The organism is Ohtaekwangia koreensis (assembly GCF_900167975.1).
GTDB classification, from domain to species: domain Bacteria; phylum Bacteroidota; class Bacteroidia; order Cytophagales; family Cyclobacteriaceae; genus Ohtaekwangia; species Ohtaekwangia koreensis.
The window spans coordinates 362,335-382,845 of sequence record NZ_FUZU01000005.1 but is presented as its reverse complement, the minus strand read 5'-3'; the positions used below and the strand labels follow the sequence as shown (position 1 = coordinate 382,845).

Annotated in this window: 16 protein-coding genes; 6 read left to right on the top strand and 10 right to left on the bottom strand. The window is 40.2% G+C overall.

What is annotated here, in order from left to right; all coding sequences use genetic code 11:
- Window positions 1-198 precede the first annotated feature (198 nt).
- The gene (locus tag B5Y40_RS28795; RefSeq protein WP_079690358.1) at window positions 199-867 is read left to right on the top strand and encodes an NUMOD4 domain-containing protein; all 669 of its coding nucleotides are present in this window, start codon (window positions 199-201) and stop codon (window positions 865-867) included.
- 18 nt (window positions 868-885) lie between these two features.
- Here B5Y40_RS28795 and B5Y40_RS28790 read toward each other — a convergent pair whose 3' ends face one another.
- Both B5Y40_RS28790 and B5Y40_RS28785 read right to left on the bottom strand, forming a co-directional pair.
- Window positions 886-1,893: a PAS domain-containing protein gene (locus B5Y40_RS28790; protein ID WP_079690357.1), complete on the bottom strand. Its 1,008-nt coding sequence runs from the start codon at window positions 1,891-1,893 to the stop codon at window positions 886-888.
- Between the two features lie 538 nt (window positions 1,894-2,431).
- Window positions 2,432-2,815, bottom strand: a complete 384-nt coding sequence (locus tag B5Y40_RS28785) for a winged helix-turn-helix transcriptional regulator (protein ID WP_185145750.1) — start codon at window positions 2,813-2,815, stop codon at window positions 2,432-2,434.
- A gap of 177 nt (window positions 2,816-2,992) precedes the next feature.
- On the opposite strand from B5Y40_RS28785, the gene B5Y40_RS28780 reads away from it, so the two are divergent.
- Both B5Y40_RS28780 and B5Y40_RS28775 read left to right on the top strand, forming a co-directional pair.
- Window positions 2,993-3,862 carry an SDR family oxidoreductase gene (locus B5Y40_RS28780; protein ID WP_079690355.1) on the top strand — a complete coding sequence of 290 codons (870 nt, stop codon included), beginning with the start codon at window positions 2,993-2,995 and terminating at the stop codon, window positions 3,860-3,862.
- 61 nt (window positions 3,863-3,923) lie between these two features.
- Window positions 3,924-4,493, top strand: coding sequence for a YceI family protein (locus B5Y40_RS28775; protein ID WP_079690354.1), 570 nt, complete (start codon window positions 3,924-3,926; stop codon window positions 4,491-4,493).
- 112 nt (window positions 4,494-4,605) lie between these two features.
- On the opposite strand, the gene B5Y40_RS28770 is transcribed toward B5Y40_RS28775, so the two are convergent.
- The 3 genes from B5Y40_RS28770 to B5Y40_RS28760 form a co-directional block, all read right to left on the bottom strand.
- Window positions 4,606-5,952: a HupE/UreJ family protein gene (locus B5Y40_RS28770; RefSeq protein WP_079690353.1), complete on the bottom strand. Its 1,347-nt coding sequence runs from the start codon at window positions 5,950-5,952 to the stop codon at window positions 4,606-4,608.
- A gap of 13 nt (window positions 5,953-5,965) precedes the next feature.
- Window positions 5,966-7,606, bottom strand: a complete 1,641-nt coding sequence (locus B5Y40_RS28765) for a DUF3500 domain-containing protein (protein WP_245840874.1) — start codon at window positions 7,604-7,606, stop codon at window positions 5,966-5,968.
- A gap of 454 nt (window positions 7,607-8,060) precedes the next feature.
- Entirely contained in the window at window positions 8,061-9,107 is a 1,047-nt protein-coding gene (locus B5Y40_RS28760) for a WG repeat-containing protein (protein WP_159453837.1), read from the bottom strand.
- Between the two features lie 229 nt (window positions 9,108-9,336).
- Between B5Y40_RS28760 and B5Y40_RS28755 the strand changes: the two genes are divergently transcribed.
- Window positions 9,337-10,059 (top strand): LolA-like protein, encoded by a 723-nt coding sequence (locus B5Y40_RS28755; RefSeq protein WP_079690351.1) that lies wholly within the window; start codon window positions 9,337-9,339, stop codon window positions 10,057-10,059.
- A 30-nt stretch (window positions 10,060-10,089) separates the two neighbouring features.
- On the opposite strand, the gene B5Y40_RS28750 is transcribed toward B5Y40_RS28755, so the two are convergent.
- Window positions 10,090-11,073 carry a glycosyltransferase family 39 protein gene (locus B5Y40_RS28750; protein WP_143785984.1) on the bottom strand — a complete coding sequence of 328 codons (984 nt, stop codon included), beginning with the start codon at window positions 11,071-11,073 and terminating at the stop codon, window positions 10,090-10,092.
- 388 nt (window positions 11,074-11,461) lie between these two features.
- The gene (locus B5Y40_RS28745; protein ID WP_079690349.1) at window positions 11,462-11,929 is read right to left on the bottom strand and encodes a VOC family protein; all 468 of its coding nucleotides are present in this window, start codon (window positions 11,927-11,929) and stop codon (window positions 11,462-11,464) included.
- 327 nt (window positions 11,930-12,256) lie between these two features.
- On the opposite strand from B5Y40_RS28745, the gene B5Y40_RS28740 reads away from it, so the two are divergent.
- A complete protein-coding gene (locus tag B5Y40_RS28740; RefSeq protein ID WP_079690348.1) occupies window positions 12,257-13,864 on the top strand; it encodes a sensor histidine kinase in 1,608 nt (535 codons plus the stop codon).
- 275 nt (window positions 13,865-14,139) lie between these two features.
- Window positions 14,140-14,463 carry a hypothetical protein gene (locus tag B5Y40_RS28735; protein WP_079690347.1) on the top strand — a complete coding sequence of 108 codons (324 nt, stop codon included), beginning with the start codon at window positions 14,140-14,142 and terminating at the stop codon, window positions 14,461-14,463.
- 82 nt (window positions 14,464-14,545) lie between these two features.
- Here B5Y40_RS28735 and B5Y40_RS28730 read toward each other — a convergent pair whose 3' ends face one another.
- The 3 genes from B5Y40_RS28730 to B5Y40_RS28720 all read right to left on the bottom strand — a co-directional run bounded on the left by B5Y40_RS28730 (window position 14,546) and on the right by B5Y40_RS28720 (window position 20,420).
- Window positions 14,546-17,704: a sensor histidine kinase gene (locus tag B5Y40_RS28730; protein ID WP_079690346.1), complete on the bottom strand. Its 3,159-nt coding sequence runs from the start codon at window positions 17,702-17,704 to the stop codon at window positions 14,546-14,548.
- 515 nt (window positions 17,705-18,219) lie between these two features.
- Complete coding sequence (locus B5Y40_RS28725) at window positions 18,220-18,597, bottom strand: response regulator (protein WP_079690345.1); 378 nt, start codon at window positions 18,595-18,597, stop codon at window positions 18,220-18,222.
- 8 nt (window positions 18,598-18,605) lie between these two features.
- Complete coding sequence (locus B5Y40_RS28720; RefSeq protein ID WP_079690344.1) at window positions 18,606-20,420, bottom strand: PAS domain S-box protein; 1,815 nt, start codon at window positions 20,418-20,420, stop codon at window positions 18,606-18,608.
- Window positions 20,421-20,511: the final 91 nt, after the last annotated feature.

Genomic DNA, 20,511 nt, shown 5'->3' with positions numbered 1-20,511 from the left:
TCTTCTCCTCTGCTGAGCTATACTACTAATTGCAGTACATAACTACAGTAATTGAAGCAGAATTATCCACGCCTCAAAAGTACATTCAATTTGAGTAATGGGTTTTTAAAAGATTACAGAGAGATACCTCCGTAAGATTACGGAGCATGGCTTCGGTAGCTGTTGTGCTGCTATAGGATTGTCATTAACATTGTATATATGAGCCCTGAAGAATACCCCTACCGCAATAAAATCTTAAAAAATATATCTGGTGAACGATGGCTTGATATACCCGGTTTTGAAGGATTATATAAAGCTTCTAACCTTGGACGAGTAAAGTCTATCGATAGAACTATACCCCATCCAAGGTTGAAAGAACAATTTGTCGCTGGGAGAATACTGAGTCAGTCTATCGCGAAGAACAAAAATGTCAAAACCGGTGAGCCGATGGTCGATCTCCGTGTTTCGCTTTCACGCGAGGGTCGTCAATACTATTTTAACACCCGGAGAATAATTTATAGCACGTTTGTAAAAAATATTGACTACGAAAAAGACGGGTTGTATGTGATCAATAAAGATGGTGATGGCTATAACAATGCTGTGAAGAATCTAAAGCTCGTTACGAAAAGTGAAAAGAGTCAACGCGTATTTAAGCGCGAGCGCGCTGATTCGTATTTAAAAATTGCTGACCGCTCTGACTGGAAAAATTATGGTGGTTATAGCAGACGTAAACCTGTAAAGCAATATTCAGCAAAAGGTAAATTGTTGGCTCGATACGAAAGTATCCGTGAAGCAGCACAAATAACAGGATGTGGCGAGAAGGAAATCATACTCGTAGCGCGCGGTATACATCGTCACACAAAGGGGTTCAAATGGAAGTACGCCTGACTATACCTTAATGATACCCTATAGCGAATTAGCTTTGATCACAGTCTCACGGATCACGTCATCAAGTTTGTGGGCAGTTTCTTCAAGCAGGGAAACAATCTTCCGGTTGTCTTCCGTTAGCGAAGATTTCTCCAGTATATTAATTAAGCCAAGAATGGTAGCGACAGGTTGCCGGGTTTGATGTGATTGAATCCACGAGATTTCCTGTAACACTTCGGTTTGCATTTCTATTTGCAACTCGTAATGTTTTCGGTCGGTTATATCCACACTTCGAAGTGCTACACCAATAAGGGTGCCACGGTCGTATACAGGCGTATATTCTGAACGAAGCCAGGACGAAGTCATGTTGGGATAGAGTATCTCACGTTCTTCTACAACGGTGTGGCCGGTGGCAATGGCTTTTGTAAAATTTTCTTCAAAGCTACGCAAGTCCATCTCATCAACATCCGATTTATATTCCAGGATACTATCGCCCAACATCATCTCTCTGTCGTACAACTCTCTGCTTCCCTCTTGTGCACGCCTATTAAAAAAAATAATTCGATACTCCGGGTCAACCAATAAAATATAGGATTGCGTGCTATCAAATATAGCCTGCAGAATATGTCTTGAAGTTTCAAGTTGGGCATGTATAGCCTTAATCTCCTTTACCTGCTCTGCAACTTCTTTTTCCAGTTCTCTTCTTTTCGTTTTCACAAATTCCAGGAGATCGTTTTTAAATATAAGCCCTTCAAATTGCCCATCCTTGTATACAGGAAGCACTTCCGATTGCTCTGACTGCATGATCTGCAACGCCTCGTCTACTGTGCCGGGCAACGACAGTACTGGTTTTGTGGTGATGCAATCTATCACGAGGTTATGCGGGTGTTGTACTATATCCAGCGGAGTTAGAATACCGATGTGATTTTGGTCTTCATCCTGAACAACAAGGGCTGCTTGCTGAATCAAATTGTCTTTTATAGCGCGTATACCTTCATACGCTTGTATTGTTTGAAAATCACGCTTGATAAAAAATGATATATTCATCAGAGTTTTCGTTCAATGTTGCTATACAAAACGGATATTCTGAAGTCTACCGGGAAGGGTGGCAATTTTATTTCCTCAAATGAAAGATTGACAGAGTACTCAAGACCTTTGCCCTTATTCATCACCTTAAAGCGTATAGACCAAGCGTCAAATATACACCTATAAAAAGGAATCTAATAACACGTTTCTCATTTGAGGCCGCAGTGTGATTGCCCGATAGCAGGCTATTCTCTAGAGATATAGTATAGAAGTGTAAGTCGATTAACGTTTACCGTGGCCGTGTGATACGAGAATCTATTTACAACATCTTGCAAGTCAGTATAGTTAATTTTTGATGTGTCCCAAATATTTTTGCAACTACAATATAAGAATGATGAATATGTTGCCACACTCATTAGATTAAGAGTATGCAGTTTTTTCTGAAAGTATATGGAAATATTTTATTACAGATTTCTTTGGCATCGTTAGCGGTATACAACACTGAAGTGATAGAGTTTTGAGGAATACTACTCCCATTCACGAACGCGAGACTGTTTATTTACGCGAACTGCTTTCTGGCAATAAACTTTTTACGGGACTTTGTAATTGCATCATAGTTTTTTAATGCCCATTGCGTCAGTCCATTAATGTGTGGTAAAAGGCCTTTACCAAGCTCGGTTAATTCATATTCTACCCGGGGCGGAATCTCAGGATAATGTTTTCGATGAACCATTCCGTCTGCCTCCAATGTACGTAATGTAACGGTGAGCATTTTTTGAGATATATCTCCTATCGTTTGTGCCAGTTCATTAAAACGCATAGGCCCTTTGTGTTCACCCAACAAAAGTATTACCAATATAGACCACTTGTCACCGAAGCGGTCCAATACGTTTCGTATCGGACAAGCTTTGGAAAAGTCATAATCCTCTAGCTTTTTTTTCATACGCAACGCATTGATTTCCAACTATAGTTACCTCCAGGTAAGTGAGTATTATTACAGTGCCTTATTGCACATCCATTAAGTATCCATTTACCTTTGAGTATCCAAAAGTAACTAAATACCCTTACGATTGCAACTACCCCACAATGCAGGGGATTAACTATATATAGAACCTACACAATGATTTTAATAACAGGAGCCACAGGCCATCTCGGAAGAGCAACCGCCCAATATTTACTACAGAAAACAGCATCGTCAAACATTGCTGTACTGGTACGGGATGTTGCAAAAGCAGCTGACCTTGCAGCACAAGGTGTTGATGTACGCGAAGGTGACTACAATGATGTCGCTTCACTCGTAAAGGCGTTTACCGGTATAGATAAACTTTTTTTCGTATCGGGTAATGATGTCCAACATCGTTTAGGACAGCAAGCCAATGTAGTGGCTGCTGCTAAAACAGCGGGTGTAAAACATATAGTATATACGAGCTTTCAACGGAAAAATGAAACAGAGACTTCACCCATCTATTTCATTGCCAAGTCGCATCTTAACACGGAAGCGCTTTTGAAAGATTCCGGGATCACCTATACTATTTTAAAGCATGGACTTTATATGGACATTCTACCGATGTTTATAGGTGATAAAGTATTGGAGACCGGAACTATATTTCAACCGGCAGGAACCGGAAGAGCAGCGTTTACGTTACGCGCTGATATGGCTGAAGCAGCTGCAAACATACTTACCACTTCAGGACATGATAATAAGAGCTACGATATTTCGGGTAGCACTTCGTATTCATATCAGGAGGTTGCTGATGGTATCAGTGAAATAACTGGAAAGAAAATTGCATATGTATCGCCTACCCAGGAAGTATTTCACCAGGAACTTAGCAAAGCGGGTGTTCCCTCAGAATATATTGGTATGTTTGGGGCATTCAATGAAGCGATCAGGCAAGGAGAGTTTGATATGATGGATACAACCCTGGAAAAATTGCTGGGAAGAAAGTCAACTCCTTTGAAAGACTATTTGAAGACTGTATATTCCAATTAACTAGCACACATTATACATTAACCATAAATAAAACAGTTTCACTAAAAATTTAATTATCAAAATGAAAAAACTTACTTTATCCGTTATCGCTTTAGCATTTGCAGTTTCAGCTTTTGCTCAATCATGGTCATTAGACAAAGCTCACTCTAAACTTGGCTTTGGTGTAACCCACTTGTTGATCTCTACAGTAGATGGTTCTTTCAAATCATTTGATGCGAAAATCACTTCTTCTAAAGAAGATTTCTCCGATGCGGTTATCGAATTAACAGCAGACGTTAACTCTATTAACACAGACAACGACCAACGTGATGGACATTTGAAAGGCGCTGATTTCTTTGATGCAGAGAAATTTCCTACGCTTACTTTCAAAAGCACATCTTTCAAGAAAAAAGGTAAGAACGCTTATACATTAGTTGGTAACCTGACATTACATGGTGTTACTAAACCAGTTACATTGGAAGCTGTTTTTAACGGTACTGCCGTTCATCCTTACACGAAGAAAACTATCGGTGCTTTCAAAGTTACTGGTACAATAAAGCGTTCTGATTTCGGTATCGGAGCTGGTACACCTTCAGGTGTTGTTAGCGATGAAGTTACTATTACTGCTAACACTGAATTTGCTAAAGACTAATTTCAGATAGTTCTTAAAGTTCTAAAGGATAGCGTTGCTGAATGTTTTACAGGAAGCAGCGCTATTCTGTTTTTATAGTATTATCTTTTGATTAAGTTATTTTTACACAAGCTTAATCTCTGTTGTATACTTTCCTTCTTTTTTGCTGCTCTATAGTGTAACTCAGTATAGATGCGCAGGCGAGTGCCACAATAATCCACGATGCATACGCTGCTATCTTTTCAACAAGCATTGTTAACGGATTTGTTTTTTGCAGGATCCGCTCTGTCATCCACGCAAGGGCAGCTATAGCGGCCACAATCGCTCCTGTAATTCTGAAAGAAGAATATAAGGATGTACGGCTTAACAGAATGAGCCACGGAACGGTGAGCATAATCACAAACAGCTGCATCAATTCTATACCGATATTAAAGCCTAATATACTCAGCGTCATGTATGCGGGTGCGAGGTTCAGGTTAACCAGTGTACCTGCGAACGCCATACCATGTATCAAACCAAATCCTGCAGCAACATATACTTCGCGTCCCGGAAATATAGGACAAAAGGCATGTACCGCGGATACGAGAATAGAAAACGCTATCAGAATTTCTATTGGTTGACCCGGAAACTGAAGCCACCCGATAACACCGGCAAGCAGTGTGATAGAATGACCTACTGTAAAGGCAGTGACTACCCGAAGCAGGTGAGCAATGCTATACCGGATGCCACCGAAGTTTCTCCAACGTTTTTTCGTAGCCAATAGCGGTGCAGGTAACAATAAAGTCAGAAGAAATAAAAGATGATCTGTGCCCGCTGCAATATGATCTATACCCAGGCGTACCATGTTGCTGAATCCATTCCACCAACTGCCCTCCTCAAGGTTGACCTTTAATGGATAGATCTGGTTACTGCCGGTGTCAACGCGAATCACGCCAGCTTCAACCTGATGTTCTGCGGTAATGCCAGTCTCCCAATCATTACGGATCGATACCAACGCTGTATGCGTCACAACCTGATGCATGATCACATCATAGTTCAATGTAAAATTTCTGCTGCTGGCTCCCGTGGGTGGCTGCATCCATAGGCGTATCGTTATCTCCTGGAATGGACCGCTATAGGTCTGTTCTGCTGGGGCGACCTTCATATATACTATAGATACATTCCACAAGCGGCCATCTGCTGTTTGCGGATTTATATGGGCTTTTAAATATGCTTGCAGTTGAGCGCCAAGTCTTGCCACCAGCGTTTCCGGATTTTTAGTCACATCATTTCCAAAGGCAAGCTCCAGCTCTCCTAACGGTAACTGCAATTCTGCGGCTACACCATCAGGGCGTATATCAAGCAATACAATGGTGTTGGGCGTCTGATGCGCTTGCACAGATACTGAAGCAAAGGTAAAGATGAATACAGATGCGAGTATGAAAATAAACAGCCGCCCTGCTATTGCAGAGCGGTTGTTTAAAATGAATTTGTCGTTCATAGATTGATCAGGATTATAGTCCTATATAATCACGCTTGTGATCGCGGAACACGGTGTGATAGTGAATTTCTGAAGGATATACCACGCCTGTCTGACAGATAAACTCAATCCATACACTGGGTCCATCGATTCGCACATAGTCTGTATTGGCTGTGAAAAATGTGCTGGCATTGCCGGACGTACCACTTGCGTTGCTGGCATACGTCACATGGGTATCCGCAAGTTCAGATGTATATATAGCGAGGAAACTTTCAGCCGATGTAGCATCGAGATCGTTAACCCAGGGAGCCATGGCTGCCAACACTTTTAATTGTGCCGCGCTGCTCAATGTACTTACCTTAATACCTTGCTTGGTAGCGGGCATTGTGTTAGAAGTGCTTCCGGGTACCATCAGCACATCAGAGAATGTAGAGGAATTCTTCGCGCTTGCTAGTTCAGCGGTTGTAAAGGATGCCAGCATCTCGGCCATACCAGAACGTTCTGAAGCAAGAGGCGCATACGTTGTCCCATTGGTTGTCCACGTCTTAGGCTCTATACCTTGATGAGAAGGCGTGATGCTTACGACAGCGCCCGCAGTATAAGTTATATTTTGTGCATAGTGATGACCACCGAACTGCAGCATCCACGTACCGGCAGTACTGGGTGCGCCTAAAAATGCAATGATATAGTTTCCGGACGAATAGCTGCTGGTATTACCACTCTTTGTTCCCAATACATCATCGGCTGCATTCACTTGTAAAAATTCGCTATACCCTTCATCTGTAGAAGTACCTGATGCAGCAGCTATAACGGCTTTGGCTGCTGCCAACTGCGTTGTTGTAAGCGAGCTGAAAGCTAATCCGTTCCGGCAACTTAATCCGCAAGGAAGATTAGACCATCTGATTGCATTTGCTTTTGTATAAGCAATTTGAAGAGAAGCAATCTGTGTTGATGTAAGTGTAGCTTTAAAAGCTTCCGCTAAACATACTACCTTCTCTGCTGTTGTTGTAGCAGAACTGCAGTCGGCAGTGGTGGCAGCGGTAACGGTGAAATCATCCGTTGATGTCGCTGTTGTGCTGCTTGTATTCACGGACACAGCAACCTTGCCCGTAGTAGCACCGGTCGGAACGGTAACGGTAAGTTGTGTAGCTGTAGCTGCAGTGACAGTAGCCGCGGTGCCATTGAATGTAACTGTGTTACTGGCTGATGTGGTACTGAAATTTGTACCCGTAATAGTTACGGTTGTACCCTCGGCTCCACTCGTTGGTGTAAAGCTTGTTATCGTAGGTGCACTTGTGGACGTTGTCGTTATGGTAAAATCACTGGTTGATGTTACTGTAACACTATTCACTGTAACTGCAATTTTACCAGTAGTAGCACTGGTTGGCACCGTAACCGTAAGCTGTGTTTCAGTTGCAGCCGTAACGGTAGCAGTTATACCATTAAAAGTTACCGTGTTGGCAGAAATTGATGTACTGAAATTAGTGCCGGTAATAATAACCGTAGTGCCAACTACACCACTGGCGGGGGTAAAGCTTGTAATGGTTGGCGATGCTGTTGCATCGTCATCATCATTACAGGCCGAAACTGTAAACAAACACACAGCTATAATAGCTGCGCCAATTACCATGGCGGTTAATGTCCGCATGGATTCTTTCATTTTTTCCATCATCATTAGTTTAACATACTTTAAGGTTGATTTACAGCAGCGGTTACTACTGCAACTTTGTATACACCCTAAACGTGCGCAGTAAGTGGAATCTTTAGCACACATGATTGCTTTGCGATGAATGGATGTTATTCTGCGAAGAATCAAATCATTTGGGTTCACTTACGGAACGTTGCTGTCCAATTGTATTGTAAGTGACCAGGAAAACTATTTGCGACAAAGATGCTTTATTCCGCGATGAACAAGTATACTTATATACCGTGTTTATATATGCAGATACTTTACAAACAAAATATAGTACAACGTAACTCCATATGGCACAGCTTCTAACAATCTATATTTATTCGACAAGACATTCCAAATATTATAGAGTATTAATATTCAAGCTATGAGAAGGCTTAAAAAAACAAAAGCCATTCGATGGGTATCGAATGGCTTTCAATAAATATTACTATATATGCTATTTCACGAGTTCCATGTCCTTGATGGCTTCAAATGTAGGTTTGATAACCCACTCTCCCTGTGTATTGATGATGCCCCACTTATCTCCTTGCTTTGCGGCTGCGTAGCCATTCTTAAAATCACGTGATCCATCAAATTTAGCTTCGATTACCCACTCGCCCTTCACGTTATAGAAACCGAACTTGCCATTCTTTTTACCTTGTGCTAAACCGTTGGAGAAATCACCAAACAAATCAGTGTCTACATGTGTAACATTACCGGTTTTGGAAACATATCCCCAAACATCTCCAGTCTTAACGCGTGCCACACCACTTTTAACATCGAATTCTTTTCCAACATCAAACTGTGGTTTGATTACCCATTCACCTTTCGTATTAATATAGCCTAACTTTTTATCTGCAGTTTTAGCCCACGCTAATCCATCTTTAAAATAACCAACACTCTCAAACTGTGCAGGTATAGCAACTTTTCCGTTCTCTGCTATAAATCCAAATTTTTTATCGGCAGCCCTATAGGGAGCAAGGCCTTCTGAAAAAGGTTTAACATCCAGCACAGAGCCTTCTACCGGAAACTCCTCGCCTTTTGTATTCAATACAATGTACGAGGTTCCACTCTTTACAACAGCATGGCCTCCATTAAACACGGTAGGGTCTTCATACTTCGCCAGAATGGCCAGCTTCCCACTGGTATTCATATACCCCCACTTCTCGCCATTCTTTACTGGCACCAATCCATTTTCAAAACCTTTGACATCTATACCGAAACCATCAATCAATTTAAAGCCGCTAATCTCTGTTTGTAACTTTTCACCTTTTACATTGATGAAATAATATTGTCGGTTTTTAGTATCGTAAATAGGTGCATATCCATCGCTGGAAAATTCATAACATTTTTCAAACTGAGGCTGAATGATGATCTCTCCTTTCAGATTGACATAACCCCATTTTTTACTGGCGTCTTTAATTTGTGTAACATATTGCTGAGACCATGCGCTCGATGCTATAAGAACAGCGAACGCAAAACTAAGAAGGGTTTTCTTTTTCATTATTTTGTATTTATGTAGAGTCGTGTTACAAGTTAGTTTTTTTCCAGTTAAATTCATCCACCTGAAGGCATTCGTACAGGAAATGAATATACGTAACGCCATACGATAAGTTCTGTAATCCGGTTTCAAAATTTAATCAAAAGAATTACAACACTGATTTCCACAACGAATAAGATGAACAATTCTTACTTTGATTAACTATGTTTGTTAAATAATTCAGACTCTCTCTATGCGCATCGCCTATTCTTTCATTCTCATTATAGCGTTGTTTCTGTCACAGTCCACATACGCTCAAAAGGTTGACGAAATTGTGAACAAGTATATAGCGTTCACCGGCGGAAAAAAACAATGGGAAAAAGTAAAGACGATCACCGCTACCGGAGAATACGACTATGGCGGAATGAAATTTCCATTCAACTCGTATGCTAAATCACCAGACCGGTATAAATTCAGTGTTGCTGCAAATGGCAAATATTATGCGCAGGCGTTTGACGGAACACGAGGCTGGAAGATTGACGTTTTCAATGGCGAGACCAACGCCACAATTCTCACGGGAAAGGATGCGCGTGCTATGGCAAATGAGGCTGATGTTGAAACGGAAAGTGTGCTGATCGACTATCGTAAAAAAGGACATCGCGCAATTTTAGAAGGAGCCGATACCGTGCAGGGAAGAAATTGCTTTCGGGTAAAGTTCATTCACAAAGATGGTGATACAGCACTATATTATTTTGATCGCATTACTTCAGAATTATTCATGAAGGCGAGTGAGTCAAAAAATGCAGAAATGAAAGGTACTCTACTTCATACGATCTATAGCGACTACCGGGATGTAAACGGACTAAAATTTCCTTTTAAGATAATCAGTAAAGCAAATGACCAGGCGATCCTTGTCGTTACCTTCGAACGCATTGAATTGAACAAAGCGATCGATGATGCAGAGTTTCAACCGTGACATACTCTTGCTTTGAAAGTCATTGACATATCAACGGCTGCTTACGAATTTTGATTTCAACACTCGTATACTATATGCTGCACCCCCACCTGCAAGCAAGACGAGTCCGGGTTCCATAGGGATATAAAAACGGTTATCCCAATCCACGGAAGAGATTCCTATCAAGCAACAGTTGAGCACAATCACAACGGCTGTAAAAACCTTTGTGGAATCAGTAGCTCTCATAGAGCCAGCAACTGTGTTTCGCCATCCAAAATAATATAGTATATAGATCAACGTTACCCATGTTAATGCATAAAGATTGTGTACTGTAGAATAATAGGGTCGCACCGCAGAAACCAGGTACCATACTTTCAGTCCTGCTGATTTCAAAAAGTAAACAGGGTTATCCAACGCGAAAAACAGCATCCTTAACACGGGCGGCTTGTCAGAAGAAATTACCAGGCTATCAATTTCTATGCGCATACTTTCGGAATATAGCGCACCTCCCTGTATGTCATCCATATAGGTTACAATATTTCCTTTTCGATATTGCTCTGAAAAATCCCAACGCGTAAACATGAAGTCCGCAGAGATATAGGCGATAACAAACAAACAGGGTATAATTACGAATCTCCAAAAAAATCTATAGCGTATGGCATGCCAGTGATAGTGTACTAAAAATGCTATGGTGGAGACTATAATTAAAATACCTGTAGGGCGTGTAAAGAAAGCAATTACTAACAAGGCTATAATCCAGAGATAATCCGCTATGGAATCTTTGAAGGAGGCTAATCGAAGAATCAGAAAACAAATTATACTACACGCCAGCGATTCGGTCATGGCTGTTGTGTTCCAATGGATATTGTCCCACCAGATCAAAAAGATTATACCCGACATCAAGCCTGCCTTTGGATCATTGAAAATCTTTGCGCTGGCACGGTATAAAGCTACAGTAGCAAACGCAGAGATAACGCATTGAAAAACCAGGTAGGGCACGAGTTGTCCTGGAAACATCCTCCGAAAAAAAGCCATTAAATTGATAGGCACTGAATAGAAAATATAATGTGAATCTTCCAATGCTCCATCTTGTATTAAAGCGTCAGCGCAGTGTATATAAACCTTCGCATCATACAGGCTTCGTATTCCATAATAAAAAAATAAAAAGGCATGTACTATTCCCCAAACAGCAACCAATATCGTGACGTGATATTTGCCTGTACTATATTTACCTGGTTGCTGCACGCTACTTATAAATCTTATCGGTGATGATTATACCACTATGTGGCTTTTGCAGAAAGATACAATGACCTATCGCAACTTAGCAATACGTGATTTCTATGGTTCGGAAAAATGACAAAGGCTCTCACGCAGTAAGGGCCTTCCTGATTATTATGTATGTATTTTGAGGATGTCTCAGGTTTTACTCCTTTGCATCGTTGATCTCGATCCAATAGCCATCCGGGTCCTGTAACCAAAGTTGTTTAACGCCATCTACGCGTGTAGTGATTGCCTGCTTTGCTCCATCCCGGTCTTCCCACGGTATATTATTTTTCTTCAGCACGGAGACAAAAGCTTCAACCGATGCTACACTGAAGCACGTATGCTGATTTTTATAATATTCTTTATTTTCTGTGGCCCCTTGAATAATATGCATCGCCACACCTGGGGCAATTCTAAGCCACGCATGTTTTCCATCATGAAACGGCTCAGGTATTGTATCCACGCCAATGATATTTTGATAGAAGGCAGCACTTGTCTTTGCGTCTTTCACATAGATCGCCGTGTGGTTGAGTGTAGCTTTTGCTTTCGTATTTTTTGCTTGCGTGTATCCGTCAGTGGCAATGCATAATGCTAAAATCAGGGATACCAGCAAATAGAGTTTCTTCATGATAGCGTTGTTTATCCTTTCAAAGATATATGTACAAAATCACAACGGTGAGCCTGGATATCAAATACTTCTACCACAAAAGCGTACAAATATTTGATGGAAGGAGAAAAAGCGACTCACGGATAACGTAAAATCCAGTCATTACCCTTACAAAAGGGCTGAAAAAATATTCACAATAACGTTTCAACGTATAATAGGTTTAATATTTGTTTGTCTGATATGTTGTTATATACCCTTAGTTTACACACAAAAATTCCTGAAAATTTAGTTAATTACCTAAAGTTCATTGCTCTTAAATAGCTGAACTGGTAAGCGAGGGAGAGAAACATGTTACGAAAGAACTTTATATACATCGTTGTGTTCGTCATCGGGATTCTATTGCTTGTAAATTCACTCTTCACCAAGTATAACAATGATATTATTACGCGTAATAAAGCGCTGCAGGAAGAGACTGAAAAAGTAAAGATATATTATGATCAGATAGGGAAGATATTGATCCATGCGCTCGACATTGGATTGAGAGGATATGCGATTATCCCGGAGGAGCGGTTCGCAGCACCCTTGCATAATGCAATCCGTTGGCAAGACAGTATCCTGCATCACGTAGAGGTACCTCTCAAAAAACTGGGATACGATATGCACGAGTTCTATATATTCAAGGATTCCCTTGACTCCTATGCTCGCTATTGCCTCGAATTAAAACAACTTATTCAAGCCGGAAACCGAAATGAGTTTCTGAACCGTTTCACATCGGATAAGGGAGGACATCTATACTGGCAATACATAGAATGCGAAAAACATATGATCGCATTTATGGATAGCATCGATGTAGAAGCTGAAAACCAATACCAGGCTGCGCTCACGCGTAACTATATATTACAGATTGTATTTTTTCTGATTTGTTTTCCTACATTACTCTATACTGCTTATTATACTCAGAAAACATTTAAGTTATCGGAGTTGCTGCGTGAATCGGAAGCTGATAAAAATAAAATTCTAAAAGAACAAAACGTTGGTCTTGAACATCTGGTGAAGGAGCGAACGGCAGAGATTGCCTCACAAAACGAAGAGCTAGCTTCTCAGCGCGATATACTTACGCTACAGAACAAACAACTTCACGAAGCACAGATTACCATTGCTTTGCAGAACAACGAGATCCAATCTAAAAATGAACAATTGGAAATTGATGTAGCGAGTCGAACGCAGGAGTTACAAAATGCGAACCGCGAGCTGATCCAGCAAAACAATCAGCTAGAGCAATTTGCTTTTATAGCAGCCCATAATTTACGCGCACCCTTGGCGCGTATTCTTGGTTTGTCAAACGTTATTCAGATCAGCACCAATCAAGCAGACAAAGATCATGCTATCGAAAAACTGGTAAAGTCTACATATGATATGGATCATGTTATAAAAGATTTAGCGGTGATCCTGGAAATAAAAAAGCATACGAGTAATCTCGTTGAGATCGATTTACATTTTGTACTGACACGAGTACTGAAGGTACTTGAAAAAGAGATTGAAGATACCCAAGCAAAGATCGTCAGCGATTTCACTGAAACAGATAGACTATATTCTGTTTTACCATACGTTGAAAGTATACTATATAATCTGATCAGCAATGCTATTAAGTACCGCGATCCGAATCGCACGCCTGTTATCACGCTCGTCACAACAATACAAGATGAATATATACGGTTAAGCGTTACAGACAATGGTCTCGGCATTGATCTTTCCTTGCATGGGCAAAGTATGTTTAATCTCTATAAACGTTTTCATCTTCACATGGAAGGCAAGGGACTCGGCTTATACCTGGTACGCTCTCAGCTCACAGCCTTGGGAGGAAAAATAGAAGTACAAAGTCAGCCCGATGTCGGTACAACGTTCCATGTATATATTAAAAGACAATTTACCGAAGTATATATTCATTCACAATAAATAGAGGATATCAGCTTGAAAATACCAATCCGGATAAAAAATATACTTAAATCTTCGTTAAAAACATTACGTCCGTGCAAACCGATACGCCAGTTTGATTTAGGGTCATTTTACGAATAGCAAAGAAAAATTTACCGGAATCGTTCATTTCTGGAATCAACCTTACGCTTCACTTTCTGCACGACTTAAATTGAAGGTACAAACGGCTTTTCTCTGACAGAATAAATACCTATTTTGATATATTAAATTATATACCTAACCTAAATAACCTACCTATGATCGGCTTAGTTTTTATCTATTTCATCGGAAAAGCATTTTATGATCTTGCTGAATTGCATCACAAAAGTAAATGGGGCTTTGGCATTTTGGGTGTTGTGTCATACTACCTCGGTGTAGTTATCGGTGGTGTCATTCTGGGAGTACTTTCTGAATTACAGGTTATAGCCATCGATGATATTCCAGAGATAGTTGTAGGATTGATGGCACTTCCAATGGGAATATTATTATGCTGGGGTTTCTATAAACTTCTTCAAAAACAATGGAGTAAAGCAGCAGTCCCAGAAACCACTGATGTATTGGATGGTGACCTTATAAAATAGTTTGCGTACAACAATCTCTCACATAAATAAAGCTTAAACAGAAATCGCTTCTACCTGAGAAGCAATTTCTGTTTGTGTCGCCTCAAGGATTTCGAAGCGGTATACTGAATGAGAATATACTTCCGCTGCCTACTGTACTCTCTATCGTTAGCTTGCCACCATTTTTCTCTATGAACTCACGGCAGAGCATAAGCCCAAGGCCTGAACCCTTCTCTCCTGCTGTACCGTATTTCGTGAAATATACTTTATCAAATATTTTCGAGATATCTTCTTCTGTAAGGCCTGTTCCTTTATCAGTGACAGATACATATACAAATGCCGGATCTGTCTCTGCGCTGACGGTGACCTCTCCGTTGGCAAGCGTAAATTTAATTGCATTGCTCAAAAGATTCCGCAACACCAGTCTGAGCATTTCTATATCAGCATACACGGTATATTTCACATTGCCAATTACAGCAAGTCGTATATCTTTCTTCTTTGCCTGCAGACTAAACAGGTTGATATTCTCTTCCACAATTTCACCGAGCTCAAAGGCCGATGGTTTCACCTGAATTCCCTCCATCTGGTCTCTCGCCCACTGCAATAGGTTGTCCGTGAGTGACGCCACATAGCCAATGCGCTCTTTTAGATCAGGCATCAATACCCTTTGAAATTCATCTGTTGATATATATCCAGAATCGATCATCGTAAAGATCTCGCGAAGCTGATTCACGGGACCACGAAGATCATGTGAGATAATAGAAAAGAGCTTGTCTTTTGTAACGTTCGACTGCAACAGTATCTGTGCCTGGCACTCTATCTCTATATTTTTCCGGTGTATATCTTCATTTATATCCAGTATCTCTTCATTTTGGGCCCTGATCTCTTCATTCATTGCAAGCAGTTCTCTCGTCTTCTCGTTCACTTCTTTTTCAAGCAATTTTTTTTGATGATTTACCCGCCTCGTATTGAGGAGTGTTAACAGGTATACGGTAAAGCCAAATGCTATAACATAAAGCATATATGCCCATATCGTTCTATAAATGGGTGGATCAATATGAAAGGAAAAGGTGACAAACCGGCTTTCTGTGGCATACACAGTTTTTGCCTGTAGTATAAAAACATAGTCGCCTTCCGGCAAATTGGTAAAGCGGGCTTCATGCAAATTGGTCCAGTCAGACCACTCTGTATTAAAACCATCCAGCTTATATCTAAACTTAACCCGTTCTTCGTTCTCAAAGTAAGGCAGGTTGAAATAAAAATGTATACTGTTATTTCGATAGGCCAGATTAATGTCTGTGGTTTTTTGACCGTAACTATAAATAAGAGAATCTTGTGCTAACACTTTTTTCAGATACGGCTGAAGTGATTTACCATATTCCGTTTTTGCGGACGAGTCGTATACAAAGATTTTGTTGTGATCCGAGATCCAGACACCATATTCAGTAGCAAGCATTGTTGGTTCGGTATCCGACCAGGTAACTTTGCGGAAAGGTGCAGTTAACAACGAATAAGTACCGTCTTGTTTTTTAGAAAGCTTTCCTACAATGTCTTCCTCATTGTGCTTATGATCCCTGCCGCGAAAATATAAATCACCATTTATATTCGTAGTTAACTCGTGGACCAACTTGCCATCCATGACTTTGGCAAATCGTTGATCGGGTTCGAACGCATCGTGTACTGGCTGGTAACTATATATTCCATTTTCAGTTGTTGCGACTATACTTTGATCGCTGAGTTTATAGATGCGATTATTTAAATTGGATGGAAGCCCATGATCTATAGAATAAAATTTCTTGCCTACAACAGAATCCATTGCTTCATTAAGAGTAAGCTTCCATATACCTTTTCCATAATGCGCAATCCAAAGATTTCTGTCTCCGTCCCGCTCCATAAAGCGCACTTCTTCTTCAAATCCTACTATCTTGTGTTCACTCCATCCCGTAAGATTTTTTTTCAAAAGCCATATGCCCGATGAATATGTACCCATGATAAAATGATCTTTCCGTTCGTTCACGATGCAAAGCGTCTGTGCTGCAGGTTGTTCTAATATTCGTTTTGATTCCTTTCCCGTTACTTCATATATACCGGATTCGGCAACAGCATATAATTTCTCATTGTAATTATATAGATTGCCAACACCATCATAAATCAACGGTACGCGTAGAAATGTATCCTTATCATCCCTGTAGAATAGTCCACGATCTGTGCCAACATATTGATGCCTACCACACTCACCTAATGCAACCACTATACCGCTCACGCCATTCATTTTATCGAAGTAAGAAAGTGGAGCGCTCATCGCGATCATACCTATCGATTCATCTGTAGAAAACCACAAATTATGTTGTGCATCTTCAAATAGCAGCCGGATCCATAAATTACCATGCAACATTTCATTGGTCACTTTAAAAAGAATTTCCCCATGGCTACCTACGATCACAATTTCCGTATCCGTAAGAATTGCAATCCTTCGCTCTGATAGCATCGTAACCTTAATTAATTTCGCATGTTCGAGATATCTGTCAATGGTTTCTGAAAAAGGGCGCGCTTTGCTTGTAGTGGAAAACTTTTTATTGATTCTCCAAAACTTAAGTTTGGAATCCACAAGCACATATTCATCATCATCGTAACTGCTCATCCATCTAATGTCATGAGACGGAAAATTGAATTCAATCTTTTGAAATTCTCCATTCTTATAACTAAATATACCTTTCGCGTTCATAACACAGAGAAACTCGGGAAGCACTATAAATCCAGAGTTCGCCTCATTGAACACCTTTATCTTTGACTTCTCATATACATAGCTGTGTTTATAATCGTTAAAGAAAACGGTAGCGCCTTTCACCTTTACATCGCGCACTTCACCAAGATCTGCCTGCTCTTTTTCTGATAGTAAAGAAAGTAATGAGTGGTATTGAAACTGCCCGTTTGCATCTCGTTGCATATAACCGAAATCCCCGAGCAATCCGATATATATTTTCCCCTGGGCATCACCTGCCACTGACAATACAAAGGCGTTATTAGGCAGTGTGACCAGCTTCCACTCCTCTCCATCATACATAAGAAGTCCATCGGTATTGGCTATATATAGTATTCCCTGTGGGTCTTGCCACATCGACCAGTTCTGTGAAGAACCCTTGTATGAATCAACAGGATACTGCTGCACAAAAAGTTGCTGCGCCAGTCCTTTAGAACAGGTAAATGCAATAAAAAAAGTAAATAATATCGATAGCCGTATATGCATATCTTCCTTGATCACAATACTGTAATTTAAATCAGATGTAGAATCTTTTCCCGGAATTATATATTCCTAATATTTTGATAATTATTAAATGAAGATGATCAATTTCTGAGAGGAGAACTGTGAAAAATCGGTCTGGCAAGAACATTGATACACTTACATTCCAATGCACTAATAAAATAACAGATTAAATTCCTTCACCATTCATCGAGTTAATTCTTTCATCACCGTGAGCAACGCTAACCTGAAGGATTATAACATGCTGCCAGCACATACCTTCATTCAAAGGTAACAGATTAATAGTGTCACTTTTACAACTCTTGTCTATTAAATTAATACACCACAATAAGTGGTATTACTTCACAAATATTATATGATTGAAATAGGTACTACTAACCAGTGTAGTATTATTCCAGAATAAAGTATAAACCATCGCTTCAGCAGCTTTGTATCAATGCCTGTAATAAGGCTAGGATATAGCGCATTTTAATGTCGCTCTATGTTGAGAGTGCAGAGGTATAAATTAATCTATATTATGATATACTGAATCCGGTGAGTTGATCTTGTTTCAGAGGTTTCTCTATATAGTTAATAACCTCTGTATATTGGCCTGCCTTTTCACGGTCGCTTGAATTAATAGAAGATGAGATCACGATAACTTTTACTTGCATCGCTAACGAGGTTGATTTAATTGAATCCAAAAATTCCCATCCATTCATAACGGGCATATTTATATCGAGAAGGATGAGATACCGGCTAGCTTCCTGAACGTGTGCATGAAGATATTCTAAAGCAGTTTTTCCATTTGAAAAAACCATTGGATCAGAACAGAGACCACTGTTCATTATAATTCTCTTATGAAGTAAGACTATAACACCGTCATCATCAACAATCAATACTCTTAAACTCATCGTATAAGTTAATTTTCCAATCGTTCAGTCTTCTTGACAATTTCATGTATGATCGTGTCAAGTTCGTCTGCCGATATAATGATATTATTCAATAACTCGGGCAGTTCTATTTCTTCGTCAGGTAAATGTTTAAGCAAATCGATCAACCCTTTTATGCGTGCTAATGGAGCCCGTACTACATGCGATTGTATCCACGCTATTTCCTTTAGCCTTTTATTCTTCTCCTCGATGTCCTGTATATATAGTATACGCTTGCTGATGTCAGTAGCAAGAACCAGCCGGGCTTTGACACCATCCAACTCTATCAGATTGCTTTGTATATCTACGAATATACGCTCTCCGTTCTTCTTCACATGCGTAAAAACCCCTTGACTGAAAACACCCGTTTTTTTTGTTTGCGTCACAATCTCCTCTATCTTTTGTACATCTTCGGGGGGGCGTATATCTTTAATGGACATCGCCATAAATTCTTCACGGCTATATCCGTAATGCTTAATGGCTGCATAATTCACATTCAAAAAGCGAAACGTCTCTACATCAAACAGCCACATGGGGAACGGACTCATATCAAACAATGTCCTATACTTTTCTTCACTTTCGTGAATGATTATTTGCGACAACTTTCGCTCGGTGATATCCCTGTAATGCGCAATGATCGCTCCTACTGCCTGCTCCTGTAGAAGGTTTTGAAAATTCAACTCGATCCAGCGATAGGTACCCCCTGGCAACAGCGAACGATACTCCAATGTGATGATATTATCAGGATGGGTAATAACGTTTTCAAAAGCTTTCTTTACCTCGCCCTGATCTTCAGGATGAATGATAGCGAATGCAGATATACCTGCTAATGTATCTGCTTTATATCCCAGTATTTTTTGTCCTGATTCGCTTACTTCCAGAATAATACCTTCCTGATTGAGAATCGTTAATCCATCGGTGCTATTTTCAAGAAGCGCTTTAAATCGCTTCTCGCTATTTTTAATTAAGATCTCTGCTTGTTTTTTTTCTGTTGCATCGCGTGCTACGCAGTACGCTACGTTTTCATTTGCATCCCACTTGGCTGTCCAGAACAACCAAACGATGCGACCATCTTTTGCCAAGTAACGGTTCTCATAATATCGAACCTCTATACCCTGGAATACGCTCTCTGAAAGTTCCTGTGTTTTCTTAAAATCTTCAGGATGTATAAATTCCCACGCCTTTCGTCCGATGAGTTCATCCGGTCTATATCCCAAAATAGTTAAAGAAGCCGCACCTACATTTAAAAATGTTCCTTCATTGTTTACTGCACAAATTAAATCCAGCGATTGATCCATAATCCGCTGAAGCTGTTCACGGCTTTGTCGCAGATTCTCTTCTGCCAATTTTTTCTCTCTTCGTTCGCTTGTTTCTTTTAATGCGCGAATGATTTTGGGAGCGATCTGGTATATCTTTTCTTTTAAAACGTAATCTGTTACTCCACTCTTGATGAGCTCCACAGCATTTTCATCTCCAATTGTTCCGGATACAATCATAAATGGTGTATCAGGTGCAATTTCTTGTTTGAGTTGAAACGCAGAAAGGCCGTTAAAGGAAGGAAGCGAATAGTCTGAAAGAATTAATTCGGGATTGAAGTGGACAAGTTCATTTTCAAAATCCTGCCTTGTCTGCACTGTTCTTGAAGTGAAATCAAATCCACTTCTTCTTAGTTCGTACAAAAGGAGTTCTGTATCCTCAGCACTGTCCTCAAGCATCAGAATGCGAATTTTCTTTGGCTTTGCGAACAGTGCTTTTTCGGCACTATGCGAAGTCCTGGATGAAGGAATTTGATCGCTTCTATTCATACTACACCTTCTACCTTACTTCCTTGATTTTGACAAACACTTCTATTAAAAATTATGAGCAAAGGTCAAAAACAAAGAAGAATCATCCTTC

Coding starts and splice junctions, on each gene's coding strand:
- B5Y40_RS28795 (WP_079690358.1), top strand. CDS start 199: ATGAGCCCTGAAGAATACCCCTACCGCAATAAAATCTTAAAAAATATA.
- B5Y40_RS28790 (WP_079690357.1), bottom strand. CDS start 1,893: ATGAATATATCATTTTTTATCAAGCGTGATTTTCAAACAATACAAGCG.
- B5Y40_RS28785 (WP_185145750.1), bottom strand. CDS start 2,815: ATGAAAAAAAAGCTAGAGGATTATGACTTTTCCAAAGCTTGTCCGATA.
- B5Y40_RS28780 (WP_079690355.1), top strand. CDS start 2,993: ATGATTTTAATAACAGGAGCCACAGGCCATCTCGGAAGAGCAACCGCC.
- B5Y40_RS28775 (WP_079690354.1), top strand. CDS start 3,924: ATGAAAAAACTTACTTTATCCGTTATCGCTTTAGCATTTGCAGTTTCA.
- B5Y40_RS28770 (WP_079690353.1), bottom strand. CDS start 5,952: ATGAACGACAAATTCATTTTAAACAACCGCTCTGCAATAGCAGGGCGG.
- B5Y40_RS28765 (WP_245840874.1), bottom strand. CDS start 7,606: ATGATGATGGAAAAAATGAAAGAATCCATGCGGACATTAACCGCCATG.
- B5Y40_RS28760 (WP_159453837.1), bottom strand. CDS start 9,107: ATGAAAAAGAAAACCCTTCTTAGTTTTGCGTTCGCTGTTCTTATAGCA.
- B5Y40_RS28755 (WP_079690351.1), top strand. CDS start 9,337: ATGCGCATCGCCTATTCTTTCATTCTCATTATAGCGTTGTTTCTGTCA.
- B5Y40_RS28750 (WP_143785984.1), bottom strand. CDS start 11,073: ATGGCTTTTTTTCGGAGGATGTTTCCAGGACAACTCGTGCCCTACCTG.
- B5Y40_RS28745 (WP_079690349.1), bottom strand. CDS start 11,929: ATGAAGAAACTCTATTTGCTGGTATCCCTGATTTTAGCATTATGCATT.
- B5Y40_RS28740 (WP_079690348.1), top strand. CDS start 12,257: ATGTTACGAAAGAACTTTATATACATCGTTGTGTTCGTCATCGGGATT.
- B5Y40_RS28735 (WP_079690347.1), top strand. CDS start 14,140: ATGATCGGCTTAGTTTTTATCTATTTCATCGGAAAAGCATTTTATGAT.
- B5Y40_RS28725 (WP_079690345.1), bottom strand. CDS start 18,597: ATGAGTTTAAGAGTATTGATTGTTGATGATGACGGTGTTATAGTCTTA.
- B5Y40_RS28720 (WP_079690344.1), bottom strand. CDS start 20,420: ATGAATAGAAGCGATCAAATTCCTTCATCCAGGACTTCGCATAGTGCC.